The following is a 14,068-nucleotide window of genomic DNA, read 5'->3' on the forward strand; positions in this document are numbered from 1 at the left end:
GAGGACTCATAATCCTTTGGTCCACAGTTCAAGTCTGTGACGCCCTACCACCCACCAAATAGGCTATAATTCGAGGCTTAGCGGCTGTAGCTCAGTTGGATAGAGTACTTGGCTACGAACCAAGGGGTCGTGGGTTCAATTCCTGCCAGCCGCACCAAACGTCAAGCCCTGGAACTGTGAGGTTCCAGGGCTTTTTCGTTACGATGTCCTGATCTGAAACCTGTTCTTACTGTTGCAGGCTCATCATGAGCAAAGCTTTCACCAAAGAAACTGACGCGGAAGACGATGAGGACTTGTCGCTCCCGCCCTTGCCTGCGGGTGGCAAAAACTACATCACCCCGCCTGGTTACGCGCGGCTCAAGGCCGAGCTGCTGGATCTTATTGACAACGAGCGCCCCAAGATGGTCGAAGTGGTGCACTGGGCGGCCAGCAATGGCGACCGCTCCGAAAATGGCGATTACCACTACGGCAAAAAGCGCCTGCGCGAGATTGACCGGCGCATTCGTTTTTTGACCAAACGCCTTGAAATTGCCGAAATTTCAGACCCCGCCGTCCACTTTGGCAACGACCAGGTGTTTTTTGGCGCCACGGTCACCTACGCCGACGACGCGGGCGTGGAGCAGACGGTAACCATCCTGGGTATTGATGAAGCAGACAGTGCGCAGAACCAGGTCAGCTGGATTTCACCGATTGCCCGCGCGCTGCTCAAGGCCCGGGTCGGCGACGAGGTGAAACTGGCCACGCCCGGTGGACTCAAGGACATCGAAGTGGTAGAGGTCAGTTATCCGGCGCCGGCAGGCGCCTAGACGCCTGGCTTGGCGCGCTGCACGCGCAATACCGGCGCAGTTCGCTTGACGCTGCGCATGACGGCCGCCAGATGGATGCGGTCGCGCACCAGCACATCAAAGCGCAGGTCGGTGGCGTCCTGTGCGGGGTCTTGCCCCATGTCCACATGGGTGATGTCGGCCTCCGCACTTGCCAGGGCCGAGGCGACCTTGGCCAGCACCCCTTTGCCGTTGGACACGGTGACCAGCAAGCCGGCTTCAAAAGCCCGTGTGGGCTCGTCAGACCAGTCGACCGCGATAAACCGTTCACTGTCGCGCTGCTGCAATTTTTTGGCCACTGCACAGTCTTCCGTGTGGACGACAAGCCCTTCCCCGCGCCCCAGGTAACCGACAATGTCGTCGCCGGGAATGGGATGGCAGCAGGTGGCAAACTGAACCGAGGCGCCTTCGCTGCCGTCGAGTACCAGGGCGCCCTGTGAGATGGATTCGTGTGCCGTGTAGCGCTCACGGCTCATCAGCAGCTGGTCCGGTTTTTCGCCGGTTTCAGCCAGCAGGCTGACGATGCGCTTGGCAACCATGCTGGCGATGCGTTTGCCCAAGCCGATGTCGGTCAACAGGTCGGCGCGCGAACGGTTGCCGGAGAAGCGCAGTATTTTTTCCCAGGTTGCGTGGTTTTGCTCATTGTCCTCCGGCAGGCGCTCTATGCCTTCGGCGCGCAGCGCCTGTGCCAGCATTTTCTCCCCGAGCTCCTGCGATTCGGTGAGCGCCATGGTCTTGAGGTGATGGCGTATCTTGGACCTGGCCTTGCCTGTACGCACAAAGCCCAGCCAGGCCGGATTGGGGCTGGAGACCGAGGCGGTGATGATCTCGATCACGTCGCCATTGCGCAGTTCGGAGCGCAAGGGGACCTGCTCGCCGTTGACCTTGGCCGCCACAGCTCTATGTCCGACGTCGCTGTGGATGGCGTAGGCAAAGTCGACAATCGTCGCCCCGCGCGGCATGGCCATGATCTGGCTTTTCGGCGTGAACACGTACACGGCATCGGGGAAAAGATCGATCTTGACGTGATCCCAGAACTCGGCAGCGTCGCGGGTTTCATGCTGGATATCCAGCAGGGACTGCAGCCATTGGGTGCCCAGTCGCTGGGACGCATCGCTTTCCGGGTCGGTGGCTTTGTACAGCCAGTGTGCTGCAACGCCGGATTCGGCGACGATATGCATGGCCTCGGTGCGCATCTGGAACTCGATGTTGGTGCCGAAGGGGCCGACCATCGTTGTATGCAGCGACTGGTAGCCATTGACTTTGGGAATCGCGATGTAGTCCTTGAATTTCCCCGGCAGGGGCTTGTAGAGCTGGTGCAGCACACCCATGGCGGTGTAACACGCAGTGACGTTCGCGACAATGATGCGAAAGCCATAGATGTCAGTCACCTGCGCGAAAGACAGATGTTTTTCGTCCATCTTCCGATAGACCGAATAGAGTGCTTTTTCGCGTCCGTGGATGTGCATCTCGGTGCCAGCGCTGGCAAAGGCAGCCTCTACTTCGGCCTGGACGCGCTTGATCACGTCGCGCCGACGGCCACGGGCTCTTCCCAGCGCCTTGGTCAGCGTGGCGTAGCGCCAGGGGTACAGGTGCTGGAAAGCCAGGTCCTGCAGTTCGCGGTAGGTCGCATTCAGGCCGAGGCGGTGCGCAATGGGCGCATAGATGTCCAGCGTCTCGCGCGAAATGCGTGTCCATTTGCTGCGCGGCACGTCGCTCAGCGTGCGCATGTTGTGGCTGCGGTCGGCCAGCTTGATCAGGATGACGCGCACGTCGCGGGCCATGGCCAGCAGCATTTTGCGAAATGATTCCGCCTGGTTTTCTTCGCGTGTGTTGAATTCCAGTTTTTCCAGCTTGGTCAGCCCGTCTACCAGCTCGGCAACAGGTGCACCAAAACGTTCAATCAGCTCGGGCTTGGTGACGCCGCAGTCCTCAATCGCGTCATGCAGCAGCGCTGCCATGAGGGCCTGCGCATCCAGCTTCCATTCGGCGCATTGCTGGGCCACCGCGATCGGGTGGGTGATATAGGGCAGGCCGCCATTGCGGATCTGACCCAGATGCGCTTCATCGGCAAAGCGGTAGGCGCGCCGGACATTGTCTATGTCCTCGGCGCTCATGTAGTCCAGTTTCGCGGTGAGCGCCGCAAAACTCGCCGCGGCCGCATTGGCGGCAGCCGGGCTCGACTTGGCGTTAGCGATGGGAAAATCCAGGGCGCTCATGCCTTAAATGTATCGCGGTGCCAATAAAACATGCAAAAAGCGGGCTTTGCACCGGTTTGGAAAAATAAAAAAAGCACCGCTTGCGGTGCTTTTTTGAGAAGGTGGCGTTGCCTCAGGAGGGGACTTTTTTCAGCATTTCCAGGCCGATTTTACCTTCGGCAATTTCACGCAAGGCGGTTACGCCGGGTTTGTTCTTGCTCTCGATTTTGGGTGCATGGCCCTGGCTGAGCATGCGGGCGCGGTAGGTCGCAGCCAGAACAAGCTGGAAGCGGTTGGGGATTTTTTCCAGGCAGTCTTCAACAGTGATGCGGGCCATGATGATCTCCGGGTTAAATGGGAAATAGGGGAACGAGGCAGCAGGTCAGGCAATATGCAGGGCCTTGAAGGTCTCGGCGCGGGCACGTCGTTGGGCTGCAAACTTGAGCCGCTGGGCATGAACAATGGTTTTCAGGTCGAAAACCGCTCGTTCAAATAACTCGTTGATTATAACGAAGTCGAATTCGTGGGCTTGGGCCATTTCTACTGCGGCATTTTTCAGGCGCAATTCGATGACGTCCGGCGAATCCTCGCCGCGGCGCTCCAGCCGCGAGCGTAACTCTTCCCAACTGGGCGGCAGGATGAAGATCAGCACCGCATTGCTGAAAATGCGCTTGATGTTGATGGCGCCCTGAAAATCGATCTCCAGAATGACATCGGCGCCATGGGTCACACGTTCCTCGATGGTTTGCCGAGACGTGCCATAGCGGTGGCCATGGACATGGGCCCACTCCAGAAAGGAGTCCCGCAGCACCATGCCGTCAAACTCCTCGGGCGAAATAAAGAAGTATTCGCGGCCATGTTTTTCTTGCCCGCGGGGCGGCCGCGTGGTGTGCGACACCGCAGGCTGCACCCGCGCGTCGAGCTCCATCAGGGCTTTGACCAGGCTGGATTTTCCGGCCCCGCTGGGTGCGGCGACAACAAACAGGTTTCCGGGGTAGTCCATGGCGTCAGATTCTTGAAGATGGGTTGATTCAGGCAGGGCAGGGCCTTACTCTATGTTCTGGACCTGCTCGCGGATCTGCTCGATCAGCACCTTCATGTCCACCGAGACGTGGGTGAGTTCCAGCGACCCTGATTTGGACCCCAGCGTATTTGCCTCACGGTGCAGTTCCTGAATCAGGAAGTCGAGCCGTTTGCCTACTTCGCCGCCCCCGGCCAGCAACCTGTCGATTTCGTCCAGATGAGAGGACAGCCGCGTGATTTCTTCCGCCACGTCAATACGTATTGCGAAGGAGGTCGCTTCCGTCAGGGCTCGGTCCTGCGCGGCTTCGGGCAGGGTGCTTCCGCCTCCCAGTGCCATCGCCTCTTTCCAGCGCTCCATGAAACGGATTTTCTGCTGCTCCACCAGCTTGGGCACCATGGGGACGGCCGAGGCGGCGAGCGCTCGCAGCTGGGCAGTACGGTCCAGCAGCATTTGCGCCAGGCGGGCGCCTTCGCGTTCCCGGGCCGCCAGCAGTTCCTTGAGCGCCTTTTTGGCGAGTTTTAGCAGTTCGTCGCTGTAGTCATGGGTGGTTTTGTCTTCACCTGCCGCCATGCGCAGGATATCTGCGACGCTTAGAGCCGTCGCGCCGGGAAGCCAGGACCGCACGGTGTCTTCCATGGAGCCCAGGCGCTGCAGGGTGGCGGTCGCCGGGGCGCGCAGGCTGCTCCCGGTATTGCTTTCCAGGGAAACGCGGATTTCGATCTTGCCGCGCTTGAGCTTGGCAGTCAGCAACTCTCGAAGCGCAGGCTCGGCCTGACGCAATTCATCGGGCAGCCGGAAGGCCAGATCCAGGAAACGGCTGTTCACCGAGCGTACTTCCACCCCCAGGCGGGCGTTGGCGTCCGTACCGGTATCCGTTTCCTGGGTATTTCGCGCAGGTGTGGATTGAACGGCTGCATAGCCAGTCATGCTGTAAACTGACATTTAGTTATACGCTTTTCGTAGAGAAACAGGACTTGGTGATCCCGTCACCTTGCTTAATCCCGAATTATGTCAAAGGTCAAGCCAGCGCCACTTCCACCCGATACCGTCATAGGCGGTTATCGCGTCGTGCGCAAGCTGTCGGCCGGCGGGTTTGGGGTAGTTTACTTGGCTGTGGATAACGAGGGCCAGCAGGTTGCCATCAAGGAGTACCTGCCTTCCTCGCTGGCCAGCCGGCCGCCGGGCGAGTTGCTGCCTCAGGTGCAACCTGAAAAGCTGTCGCTGTACCGGCTCGGCCTGAAGAGTTTTTTTGAGGAAGGCCGCTCGCTGGCGCAGATTTCCCACGCGTCCGTGGTCAGTGTGCTGAACTTCTTCCGCGAAAACGAGACTGTTTACATGGTGATGAATTATCTGGAGGGCGGCACCCTGCAGGACTTCATCATCACCGCACGCGAACTCAAAAAGCAGAAGGTGTTCCGCGAATCGACCATCCGCTCGCTGTTCGACGAGATCCTGCGCGGTTTGCGCATCGTGCACCAGCACAAGATGCTGCATCTGGACATCAAGCCGGCGAACATCTTCGTCACCGATGACAACAAGGCGGTGATGATCGACTTCGGTGCGGCGCGCGAGGTATTGAGCAAAGAGGGCAATTTCATCCGGCCCATGTACACACCGGGGTTTGCCGCGCCTGAAATGTACCGCCGCGATTCGTCGATGGGGCCGTGGACCGATATCTATGCGATCGGCGCCTGTATTTACGCGACCATGCAGGGTTATCCGCCCAATGACGCGCCGCAGCGCCTGGAAAAAGACCGGCTTTCGCTGGCGTTGTCGCGGCTGCGCGGTGTTTATTCAGACAACCTGATCGAAGTGGTGGAGTGGTGCATGTCGCTCGATCCGCTGTCGCGGCCGCAGTCGGTCTTCGCCCTGCAGAAGGAACTCAGCCGCGAGGGTGAACGGCGGTATACCAAATTGACGGTCGGCGAAAAAATGCGGCTGCAGTTTGACAACATGGTGTCAGACACCAAGAAAACCGCGCGCAAAGCCACCGGCTTTGCGACAAAATTCAAATGAAATTCTCAGTCTTTCAGGTCAGCCGTAAAGGCGGTCGCGAGAAAAACGAAGACCGCATGGGGTATTGCTACACCCGTGAGTCGGGCTTGTTTGTGCTGGCTGACGGCATGGGAGGCCATCCTGAAGGCGAGGTGGCGGCACAGCTGGCGTTGCAGACCATTTCTGCGCTCTACCAGAAGGAAGCCCGGCCGCTGGTCAGGGACACCACCGAGTTTTTGTCGTCTGCCCTGATGGCGGCGCATCACCAGATCATTCGTTATGCCAGCGAAAAAGGCATGCTTGATACCCCGCGCACCACGTTGGTCGCAGCCATATTGCAGGGCACAGGCGCGACCTGGGTTCACTGCGGCGACTCGCGTCTTTATGTAGTGCGCGAGGGCGAACTCCTGACCCGCACGCGCGACCACTCCTACCTGGAGCAGCAAAACGCCGGCATCATCAAGCTGGAGCGCCTGAACCGCAACATCCTGTTCACCTGCCTGGGCTCTCCATCCAAACCGGTGTTTGACATCACCGGCCCGGTGGTCCTGCAGCAGGGCGACAAGCTGATGCTCTGCTCCGACGGCCTGTGGGGCACGCTGACCGACGCTGAAATTGTGCGCCACATGGCCAGCAACAGCGTGTCTGACGCCGTACCCGAAATGGTCGAACATGCGCTGCGCAATGGAGGGGAGCACAGCGACAATGTCACCGTGCTCGCCATGGAGTGGGAAACGCCCGACGCTTTCGAGTCGACGCGCGGCATTTCGACCGACAGCATCATGGATGGTGTTTTTGCATCGACCATCCAGGCGGGCGTGCTCGATTCCAGTATCGAAGATCTTGATGATGCGGCGATTGAACGCTCCATTGCCGAGATCAACGAAGCCATACGCCGCTCGGCAGCCAAAAAAGCCTGAGTCCGGCCCGCTGTTTCGCCCGCAGGTGCTGCCTTGCTCCTGGCTTTCCTTTTTCTTTCTTCTCTTTCCTATTTCTCGGGCGTGTTCCCGCCAGAAAGCCCCTCACCATGAGTTCATTTTCACGAAGCAGCGCTCGCGCGGTTGACCAATTGCGCCCGGTACGGATTACCCGTGCTTACACCGCCTACGCAGAAGGATCCGTTCTGATTGAGTTCGGGGCAACCCGGGTGCTGTGCACGGCCTCGGTCGAGGAGAAAGTGCCTGGCCACAAAAAAGGCAGCGGCGAGGGCTGGGTCACGGCCGAATACGGCATGCTGCCACGTGCTACCCATACCCGCAGCGACCGTGAGGCCGCGCGCGGCAAGCAGAGCGGGCGCACGCAGGAAATCCAGCGCCTGATCGGGCGCTCCATGCGCGCCGTGTTCGACCTGAAAAAATTGGGTGAACGAACCATCCACCTCGACTGTGACGTTATCCAGGCTGACGGCGGAACACGCACCGCCAGCATCACCGGTGCTTTTGTTGCCGCACAGGACGCGGTGAACAAGCTGCTGGCCGAGGGCAAGCTCAAGGAAACGCCGATCACCGGCCACGTGGCCGCGATCTCGGTGGGCATTGTGCAGGGAACGCCCTTGCTGGACCTGGAATACATCGAGGATGTGAGCTGCGACACCGACATGAATGTGGTGATGACCGGCGCCGGCCACTATGTCGAGGTGCAGGGCACGGCTGAAGGCGCCGCCTTTTCGCGCAAGGAAATGGACGCGCTGTTGCAACTGGCGGAAAAAGGTATCAGCGAACTGGTTGCCTTGCAGCAACGGTCGCTCCTGAATTAATAGCTGCTTGCGCCCATCCCTATTGGGCTGGATGCATATTTCTTTATGAAAATCGTACTTGCATCGAACAATGCCGGAAAACTGGCCGAGTTGCAGGCCATGTTGGCGCCGCTGGACGTGGCGCTGGTCAGGCAGGCCGATCTGGGCATTCCCGAGGCAGAAGAGCCTTTCCGTACTTTTGTCGAAAACGCCTTGGCCAAGGCGCGTCACGCTTCGCGCCTGAGCGGCCTGCCGGCATTGGCCGACGATGCCGGTTTGTGCGTCGATGCCTTTGGTGGCCTGCCTGGCGTGGACACGGCTTTTTATGCCACACAGTTTGGCTACGACAAAGGCGACGACAACAATGTGCGCGCGCTGCTGGAGCAGATGGCCGGCGTCGATCAACGCCGGGCCGCCATGGTCAGCACGCTGGTGGCCGTGCGTTCCGCCGGCGATCCCGAGCCCCTGATCGCCATGGGCCGAGTGACGGGCGAAATTGCTCGGGAGCCAGCGGGCGGCAATGGCTTCGGTTTTGACCCCGTGATGTTCATTCCGGCATTCGGCAAGACCTTTGCCCAACTGCCTGTCGAGGTCAAAAACGCCAACAGCCACCGGGGCATGGCGGCGCGCCAGATGATGGACCTGATGCGCGAGCGCTGGTTGTGAGCAGGCAATGACTTTTCCGATCCCCGTCGTCAGTGCGTCGCCGGAGCAGGGCGTTCAGATCAGAGACGTTCAGCACTACATGCGCAGCGGCACCCTTCAATTGAGCGCGTTGCCTCCCCTGTCTCTCTACGTGCATCTGCCGTGGTGTCTGAAAAAATGCCCTTACTGTGACTTCAACTCTCACGAAGCCCAGGGCGCGTTGCCCGAGCAGCGTTACCTTGATGCATTGACGGCCGACCTCGAAGCTTCACTTCCCTTGATCTGGGGCCGTACGGTGCACAGCGTTTTTATCGGCGGCGGCACGCCCAGCCTGTTTTCACCGCAAGCGATAGATCGCCTGCTGGGCGCCGTCCGCGCGCGGCTGCGGCTGGAGCCCGACTGCGAAATCACGCTCGAGGCGAATCCGGGTACGTTTGAGAAAGATCGTTTCAGGGCCTTTCGCAGCGCCGGCGTGACAAGGCTATCGGTTGGCGTGCAAAGTTTTGATGATCAGCATCTCAAAGCGCTGGGCCGCGTGCACGACCGCGCCCAGGCAATCACAGCGGTGGAAGAAGCCGCGCAGGCTTTCGACACCTTCAACCTCGACATCATGTACGCGTTGCCGGGCCAGACTCTTGAGAATCTTGAACAGGACATGCGCCAGGCACTTGCTTTTCAACCGCCGCACATCTCGATTTACCACCTGACCGTCGAGCCCAACACCTATTTCGCCAAATATCCTCCAGCATTGCCGGAGGAGGATGACGCATACGCCATGCTGGACCGGATCACCGAACTGACCGGCCTTGCAGGCATGGACCGCTACGAAATTTCGGCGTACGCAAAATCCGGCCATCGCTGCCTGCACAACCTGAACTACTGGAAGTTCGGTGACTACCTTGGCATAGGCGCCGGGGCGCACAGCAAGCTGAGTTTTGCGCATCGCGTGGTTCGCCAGGTGCGGTTTCGTGAGCCGAAGCTGTACATGGAGAAGGCGCTGGCCAGTGCCCCGGTGGCACAGGACACTGAGGTCAGCCGAGCCGACTTGCCTTTCGAATTCATGCTCAATGCCCTGCGTTTGCGCGAAGGGTTCAAGCTGCAGGATTTTTCAGAGAAAACCGGGTTGCCGCTGACAGCGATCCAGGCCGGGCTGGACGAGGCCGAGCGCAAGGGTCTGATTGAACGCGACTTCGCCCGCGTCAAGCCAACAGAGCGTGGCTTTGACTTTCTGAACGATTTGCAGACCCTGTTTCTGGCCGACTGAGGTGCCGGGATGCGATGGGGAAGGGGCCACTGTTGGCATGAACCTCTTTAGTCCTGGGGAAAGCGGTGATACATGAAGAATTGCTTGTCCTGCTTCCAACCTTGTTTCTCGTACAGCTCCTGGGCGGATGCGTTGTCTCGCGCCACGTTCAGTGTGATGCGAACTGAGCCAAGAGACCACGCGTAGGACTCAAGCGCCGACAGCAGCCGGGAGGCCACGCCTTTGCGCCGACCGGACTCGTGAACAAAGAGATCATTCTGCACGAAGACCTGCGACAGGGTCACGGAAGAGTAGATGGGGTAGAGCTGAGCGAACCCCACGGGGCTGGCGCCGTCATGACAGACAAAGATGACTGACTCCCCGTGATCAAATCTCTCCTGGAGAAACAAACGTGCTGCGGTCAGGTCGCTCCGCTGTCTCTGGAACTGGCGGTATTCATCAAAAAGCAGGGTCAGTGCGTCCAGGTCGGCCAACATCGCTTGACGGACGGAAATGGTGTTCATGCCGTCCGATCAATGGAAAGAGTCGATGTCTGCGCGAGTGAGCGGCGCATGAGGCCTCCGATCATGCTGGTTGCGGGCCTGACCGGTCCCGATTTGGCGGAGATGTACGCTTTGTACCTCTTCGGGTCAGTAATGTTGACCTGTGTGATCCAGTAGCCCTGTGTCATTGGATTCTCCGATAGCTGAACGGTGGGAATTGTAAGAGGCCCCTACCGGTCTGCCCGGCCCAATCCTAGTCGCTCTGGCATGTTTTCGCGAAAGAAGCGACCGCTTGCGAGAAGGCCTTGGGAACCTCCAGCGGGGCAAATTCACCACTGTCATGCAAGACCTGGCCGGTGACACGTCTCGCGCCTGCGGCCTTCAGACCTGGGAGGTAATCTTCCGGCGAACGACCATCGGCGTCGCCGCGCAGGTAAAGCATTCGGGTTTGAATTTCCTTGGGCTGGCTGTTGCGCTCAGCATCGGCCTGCAAGGCCCGGTACCAGTCGAAACCCGCTTTAAGCGCCTCGGAGCGTTCATAAGCGCGCGCGAACGCAGCCCGATGGCGTTCAGAAATGGCCCCCTTGTTACCCGCGAGGAAGTTGGTGAAGAAATCGAAGTAAGCGCGCTGATGTCCGGCAACCAGAAGCTCGGGCAACTCGGGTATCGCATGAAACGCGAAGTGCCAGATGCGCGGATCTGACACAACCTTTGACCATGGGTCAATCCCGGGGATAACGGTGTTCATGACGACTGCGCCTGCGATCCGATGACCGTAATCGCGCGCGCCCGCATACGCAATCATTCCACCCACATCAAAACCTGCCATGACCATCGACTGCGCGCCGGCGCGTTCCGCCGCCCCGATCAGGATATCCGCCAATACTTTCTTTTCAGCGGAACGTGGGGTGCCGCGCGAGTCGCCAATCGCCGGCAGGTCGAAAGCGAGGACAAAGTAATCGGAGGCGAGCTCATCGATCACTGGATCGTAGACTTCCTTGCATTGCGGCCAGCCGTGTAAAAGCACGATGGCCGGTTTGGCAGCATCTCCAGCCGCCAGCAGGCCAAGCGTTAAATTGTCATGTTCGATGATTTGTGCGCGCACGTTGATGCTCCTTGTAGTGTGAGCGGGAGCGCTCACCGAGAGCCGTTGCCCGGTCGCGGCGTTTACTCGTGCTCCAGCCCGGTGAACTGGCGAGCGCCACCGGTTTGCTTCTTACGGCCCAGCATGGTTGTCCAATAACCGGGGGTAGGACAGCCGAGCATAGGCAGGGGCGAGATGGCACGCTGTAGGACAGGTTCGGTTGAACGGTACGGACTTCTTTAATGAAGCAAGACCGGGCGAGTCAGCATTGGACTCAGTGAAAAATTGGCGTTGAGTGCCAGTTGCGCCACCCCGAAAGGCGCGGCGGATGCGGAGAAAGCTGGGTCACTATTGCGATGACAGAGCAGTTACGGCGTATAAAAGTCGGCTGCTTGCTTGATTCAATCGGTCTATGGCGGAAGCGGTGGCTTTCGAACCAATTCATGACCGGCTTAGGCCGGTTTTTTACTTGTAGACCAAATGTCTACCTGTCTTTTTTGACAGCCTACAAGTCTCAAACAGACTTGCCGTTGAGTAGATACGCTATCAAAAGCGTAGCTATCTAAAACGGGAGATCGGTTTGATATACGGATACGCTCGGGTTTCCACCACCGAGCAGGAAACGACGCTGCAGCTTGACGCATTGCAGCGATCTGGGGTTGAAAAAATTCTGCAGGAGAAACGAAGTTCAGTCGGCCAACGGCCAAAGTTAATGGGGCTACTGGAGTCGCTGGAACCAGGCGACATGGTCAAGGTCTACAAAATTGACCGCCTGGCGCGGTCCCTGATGGATCTGCTCTCGATCCTGGACAGGATCCAGAAAGTCGGTGCATCGTTTCAAAGCCTGACCGAGCCAGTAGACACAAGCACATCCGCCGGCCGCATGATGACGCACATGCTGGGAGCCTTCGCAGAGTTCGAGCGCGGCATCATTCGGGAGAGGTCTATTGCAGGACAGACTGCGGCGATGATGCGTGGCGTTCATTGCGGGAGGCCCCGGTCTGTGTCACCAGACGACGAAGAAGAAATCGTGCGGCTCTGGAAGTCCAATCAGTACACCATGGATTCTCTGGCGGTGATCTTCAATGTCCACCCGTCGAGCGTGAAGCGGTCGATTTATCGGGTTCTCAAGCCTGGGCATTCGAGTTTGCGATAACGTGAAGGTGACCGGACGCCGCAGGCGGTCCGGTTGACTGACATGTTATCCCGGGCCTCGCTGGGAAATGGCTGACTACTCACGGGAGCGATCTGCCAAGTATGAATGCACTCCGTCAGCTGAGTCAAACGGCGCAGCCGATTCGAAGGTAACGATCTCGTCTAATGCGTCGACGAGAAGCGCGTGGTGATCGGGGCCGGCCGGGACAAGCGAATAGACACCGTTTTGCACCGTGAACAAACCACGCTTGTTCGGAACGGAGAAAAGTGGTTCTAGCGGCCTACCGCAGTCATCCCAAAAGAGCCAATCCGCAGCCTCGACGTCCAGCGTCTCGCACTTGGCGATCGCTGCCGCCTCGCCGGGGAACGCGACCAAAGTTCGCTCGTCAGTTGCCACCGCAAAGATCATGAGGGATAACTGTTGAATTCCGTCGAAATCTGACCCACTTAGCGCAGTAATTTCCATCCAAAACTGACCCACGTAGGCACTACCCTGCTTGTTTTAAAAGCAGGGGAAATTAGGAGTGATAGACGTGGCGACATTGAATGTCATCAGGAGGTGGGCACTGCGAGATCAGATGTCCATCCGCGAGATCTCAAGGCGTACAGGCCTGGCTCGCAACACAGTGAAGAAGCACCTGCGATCGGAAGAGAGCGAGCCCAGCTACCAACGGCGGGCAACCCCAAGCAAGCTCGATCCCTACGCCGAGAAGCTGGCCACCTGGCTAGTCATCGAGGCAACAAAATCGCGGAAACAGCGGCGCACTTTGAGGCAGATCCACACAGACTCAACCCAAAAAGGAGAAAACCAAGAACTTATCCACATCGTGAGCACCTTCTGCTCACAAAGAGTGTGGGTCAATATTCGATGGAAAACTCGGGTCAGACTTCAGCGGAATTCAACAATGGAAGGGTTAGCCTAGCCGTGCACCTTTGGGAGAAACGAAGTGTCAACGTGGTACCTCGATGGTTTGCTGAGATCGACATAGACGGGGATCTTCCTGCCCTGAACGAAGTTGCTCGGATCGAACCAAAGATTGGCGCTCTTGAAGACGAATAGTTGGTTGTTCTTGGCGTCGTGCCATTGGGCGACGATGCGAAATGGGTTGGCTCCATTGACTTCCAGAGCTTTGTTTAGCTCAACCTGCTGAAAGTCGGCATGAATCAGGTGGCCATGCTGGCGGAGAAGAGCTTCCTTCTTTGTGCTCCACCAGCCGTAGCCGATGATGCCGCCGCCGGTCGACGCAAAGACGAGACCAAGAAGCGACAGTGGCAGTGCGGCGCTTGAGTGCAAGCTCGCTGCACCGACCAACATACCAGCGCCAATGGCGAGGAACAACCACTTAATGAGCGTGATGACTTTGTGATTCATGGATGGAATTGGATAGGCCTAACGAGGCTGTAAATAAACCCGTTTTCCGCGCACCCCAATTTGGCTTTGCACGTTTCTCGGGTTGGTGTTCAAGATCTGAGCTCTCATGCCCGAAGTGTGCCGCAATTTCTCCCATTTTTAGCCTCAATGGACAGCCTCTTGCCCTTGATGTGCCTTATCTGCCCCTCTGCTGCCCCAGGCTCGTCTTGGCCAGCTTCTCGATGTTGTGCACCATGTGTTGATTGCCGAGCAAATTTGACCCCTTTGAGTTGAGATTTTTCATCCAAATT

Annotated in this window: 16 protein-coding genes, 1 tRNA gene and 1 pseudogene; 9 read left to right on the plus strand and 9 right to left on the minus strand. The window is 58.5% G+C overall.

Features of this window, described 5'->3' with window-relative positions:
- The first annotated feature begins 80 nt into the window (after window positions 1-80).
- Window positions 81-157 (plus strand) — tRNA-Arg (locus tag ABI660_RS20365).
- Window positions 158-245: 88 nt separating this feature from the next.
- Window positions 246-806 carry a transcription elongation factor GreB gene (greB, locus tag ABI660_RS20370; protein WP_348071541.1) on the plus strand — a complete coding sequence of 187 codons (561 nt, stop codon included), beginning with the start codon at window positions 246-248 and terminating at the stop codon, window positions 804-806.
- On the opposite strand, the gene ABI660_RS20375 is transcribed toward greB, so the two are convergent.
- From ABI660_RS20375 to ABI660_RS20390, 4 genes are all read right to left on the minus strand, one after another.
- Entirely contained in the window at window positions 803-3,043 is a 2,241-nt protein-coding gene (locus ABI660_RS20375; RefSeq protein ID WP_348071543.1) for a bifunctional (p)ppGpp synthetase/guanosine-3',5'-bis(diphosphate) 3'-pyrophosphohydrolase, read from the minus strand. The genes greB and ABI660_RS20375 overlap by 4 nt on opposite strands.
- Window positions 3,044-3,155: 112 nt before the next feature.
- The gene (gene rpoZ, locus ABI660_RS20380; protein WP_096662930.1) at window positions 3,156-3,359 is read right to left on the minus strand and encodes a DNA-directed RNA polymerase subunit omega; all 204 of its coding nucleotides are present in this window, start codon (window positions 3,357-3,359) and stop codon (window positions 3,156-3,158) included.
- A 45-nt stretch (window positions 3,360-3,404) separates the two neighbouring features.
- On the minus strand, window positions 3,405-4,025 hold the full coding sequence (gene gmk / locus ABI660_RS20385) for a guanylate kinase (protein ID WP_348071546.1): 621 nt from the start codon (window positions 4,023-4,025) through the stop codon (window positions 3,405-3,407).
- A 45-nt stretch (window positions 4,026-4,070) separates the two neighbouring features.
- Window positions 4,071-4,988, minus strand: coding sequence for a YicC/YloC family endoribonuclease (locus tag ABI660_RS20390; protein ID WP_348071548.1), 918 nt, complete (start codon window positions 4,986-4,988; stop codon window positions 4,071-4,073).
- A gap of 66 nt (window positions 4,989-5,054) precedes the next feature.
- Here ABI660_RS20390 and ABI660_RS20395 point away from each other — a divergent pair, with 66 nt between their 5' ends.
- From ABI660_RS20395 to hemW, 5 genes are all read left to right on the plus strand, one after another.
- Window positions 5,055-6,062, plus strand: a complete 1,008-nt coding sequence (locus tag ABI660_RS20395) for a serine/threonine-protein kinase (RefSeq protein ID WP_077592949.1) — start codon at window positions 5,055-5,057, stop codon at window positions 6,060-6,062.
- Complete coding sequence (locus ABI660_RS20400; protein WP_348071550.1) at window positions 6,059-6,961, plus strand: PP2C family serine/threonine-protein phosphatase; 903 nt, start codon at window positions 6,059-6,061, stop codon at window positions 6,959-6,961. The genes ABI660_RS20395 and ABI660_RS20400 overlap by 4 nt, the downstream gene beginning before the upstream one ends.
- 107 nt (window positions 6,962-7,068) lie before the next feature.
- Window positions 7,069-7,797, plus strand: coding sequence for a ribonuclease PH (gene rph / locus ABI660_RS20405; RefSeq protein ID WP_348071552.1), 729 nt, complete (start codon window positions 7,069-7,071; stop codon window positions 7,795-7,797).
- Between the two features lie 45 nt (window positions 7,798-7,842).
- Window positions 7,843-8,442 (plus strand): RdgB/HAM1 family non-canonical purine NTP pyrophosphatase, encoded by a 600-nt coding sequence (gene rdgB / locus ABI660_RS20410; protein ID WP_348071554.1) that lies wholly within the window; start codon window positions 7,843-7,845, stop codon window positions 8,440-8,442.
- A 7-nt stretch (window positions 8,443-8,449) separates the two neighbouring features.
- Window positions 8,450-9,685, plus strand: coding sequence for a radical SAM family heme chaperone HemW (gene hemW / locus ABI660_RS20415; RefSeq protein WP_348071556.1), 1,236 nt, complete (start codon window positions 8,450-8,452; stop codon window positions 9,683-9,685).
- 47 nt (window positions 9,686-9,732) lie between these two features.
- Here the strand turns inward: hemW and ABI660_RS20420 are convergent, their stop codons facing one another.
- On the minus strand, window positions 9,733-10,188 hold the full coding sequence (locus ABI660_RS20420) for a GNAT family N-acetyltransferase (protein ID WP_348071558.1): 456 nt from the start codon (window positions 10,186-10,188) through the stop codon (window positions 9,733-9,735).
- Window positions 10,189-10,420: 232 nt separating this feature from the next.
- Window positions 10,421-11,272: an alpha/beta hydrolase gene (locus ABI660_RS20425; protein ID WP_348071560.1), complete on the minus strand. Its 852-nt coding sequence runs from the start codon at window positions 11,270-11,272 to the stop codon at window positions 10,421-10,423.
- A 559-nt stretch (window positions 11,273-11,831) separates the two neighbouring features.
- On the opposite strand from ABI660_RS20425, the gene ABI660_RS20430 reads away from it, so the two are divergent.
- Entirely contained in the window at window positions 11,832-12,407 is a 576-nt protein-coding gene (locus tag ABI660_RS20430) for a recombinase family protein (RefSeq protein WP_348071562.1), read from the plus strand.
- A gap of 75 nt (window positions 12,408-12,482) precedes the next feature.
- On the opposite strand, the gene ABI660_RS20435 is transcribed toward ABI660_RS20430, so the two are convergent.
- A complete protein-coding gene (locus tag ABI660_RS20435) occupies window positions 12,483-12,872 on the minus strand; it encodes a hypothetical protein (protein WP_348071564.1) in 390 nt (129 codons plus the stop codon).
- A 58-nt stretch (window positions 12,873-12,930) separates the two neighbouring features.
- Between ABI660_RS20435 and ABI660_RS20440 the strand changes: the two are divergent.
- A pseudogene (locus ABI660_RS20440) lies at window positions 12,931-13,194 on the plus strand (IS21 family transposase); the annotation flags it as partial.
- A 131-nt stretch (window positions 13,195-13,325) separates the two neighbouring features.
- Here ABI660_RS20440 and ABI660_RS20445 read toward each other — a convergent pair.
- On the minus strand, window positions 13,326-13,778 hold the full coding sequence (locus ABI660_RS20445) for a hypothetical protein (protein ID WP_348071566.1): 453 nt from the start codon (window positions 13,776-13,778) through the stop codon (window positions 13,326-13,328).
- A gap of 104 nt (window positions 13,779-13,882) precedes the next feature.
- Window positions 13,883-14,068 (minus strand): hypothetical protein (locus tag ABI660_RS20450; protein WP_348071568.1); only part of this gene is annotated, 186 nt, incomplete at its 5' end.

Source organism: Polaromonas sp., assembly GCF_039930745.1.
Lineage (GTDB): Bacteria > Pseudomonadota > Gammaproteobacteria > Burkholderiales > Burkholderiaceae_C > Polaromonas.

Bases quoted from the DNA above. Each gene is read 5' to 3' on its own strand.
- greB (WP_348071541.1), top strand. From the start codon at position 246: ATGAGCAAAGCTTTCACCAAAGAAACTGACGCGGAAGACGATGAGGAC.
- hemW (WP_348071556.1), top strand. From the start codon at position 8,450: ATGACTTTTCCGATCCCCGTCGTCAGTGCGTCGCCGGAGCAGGGCGTT.
- ABI660_RS20400 (WP_348071550.1), top strand. From the start codon at position 6,059: ATGAAATTCTCAGTCTTTCAGGTCAGCCGTAAAGGCGGTCGCGAGAAA.
- rph (WP_348071552.1), top strand. From the start codon at position 7,069: ATGAGTTCATTTTCACGAAGCAGCGCTCGCGCGGTTGACCAATTGCGC.
- ABI660_RS20435 (WP_348071564.1), bottom strand. From the start codon at position 12,872: ATGGAAATTACTGCGCTAAGTGGGTCAGATTTCGACGGAATTCAACAG.
- rpoZ (WP_096662930.1), bottom strand. From the start codon at position 3,359: ATGGCCCGCATCACTGTTGAAGACTGCCTGGAAAAAATCCCCAACCGC.
- gmk (WP_348071546.1), bottom strand. From the start codon at position 4,025: ATGGACTACCCCGGAAACCTGTTTGTTGTCGCCGCACCCAGCGGGGCC.
- ABI660_RS20420 (WP_348071558.1), bottom strand. From the start codon at position 10,188: ATGAACACCATTTCCGTCCGTCAAGCGATGTTGGCCGACCTGGACGCA.
- rdgB (WP_348071554.1), top strand. From the start codon at position 7,843: ATGAAAATCGTACTTGCATCGAACAATGCCGGAAAACTGGCCGAGTTG.
- ABI660_RS20445 (WP_348071566.1), bottom strand. From the start codon at position 13,778: ATGAATCACAAAGTCATCACGCTCATTAAGTGGTTGTTCCTCGCCATT.
- ABI660_RS20375 (WP_348071543.1), bottom strand. From the start codon at position 3,043: ATGAGCGCCCTGGATTTTCCCATCGCTAACGCCAAGTCGAGCCCGGCT.
- ABI660_RS20390 (WP_348071548.1), bottom strand. From the start codon at position 4,988: ATGTCAGTTTACAGCATGACTGGCTATGCAGCCGTTCAATCCACACCT.
- ABI660_RS20395 (WP_077592949.1), top strand. From the start codon at position 5,055: ATGTCAAAGGTCAAGCCAGCGCCACTTCCACCCGATACCGTCATAGGC.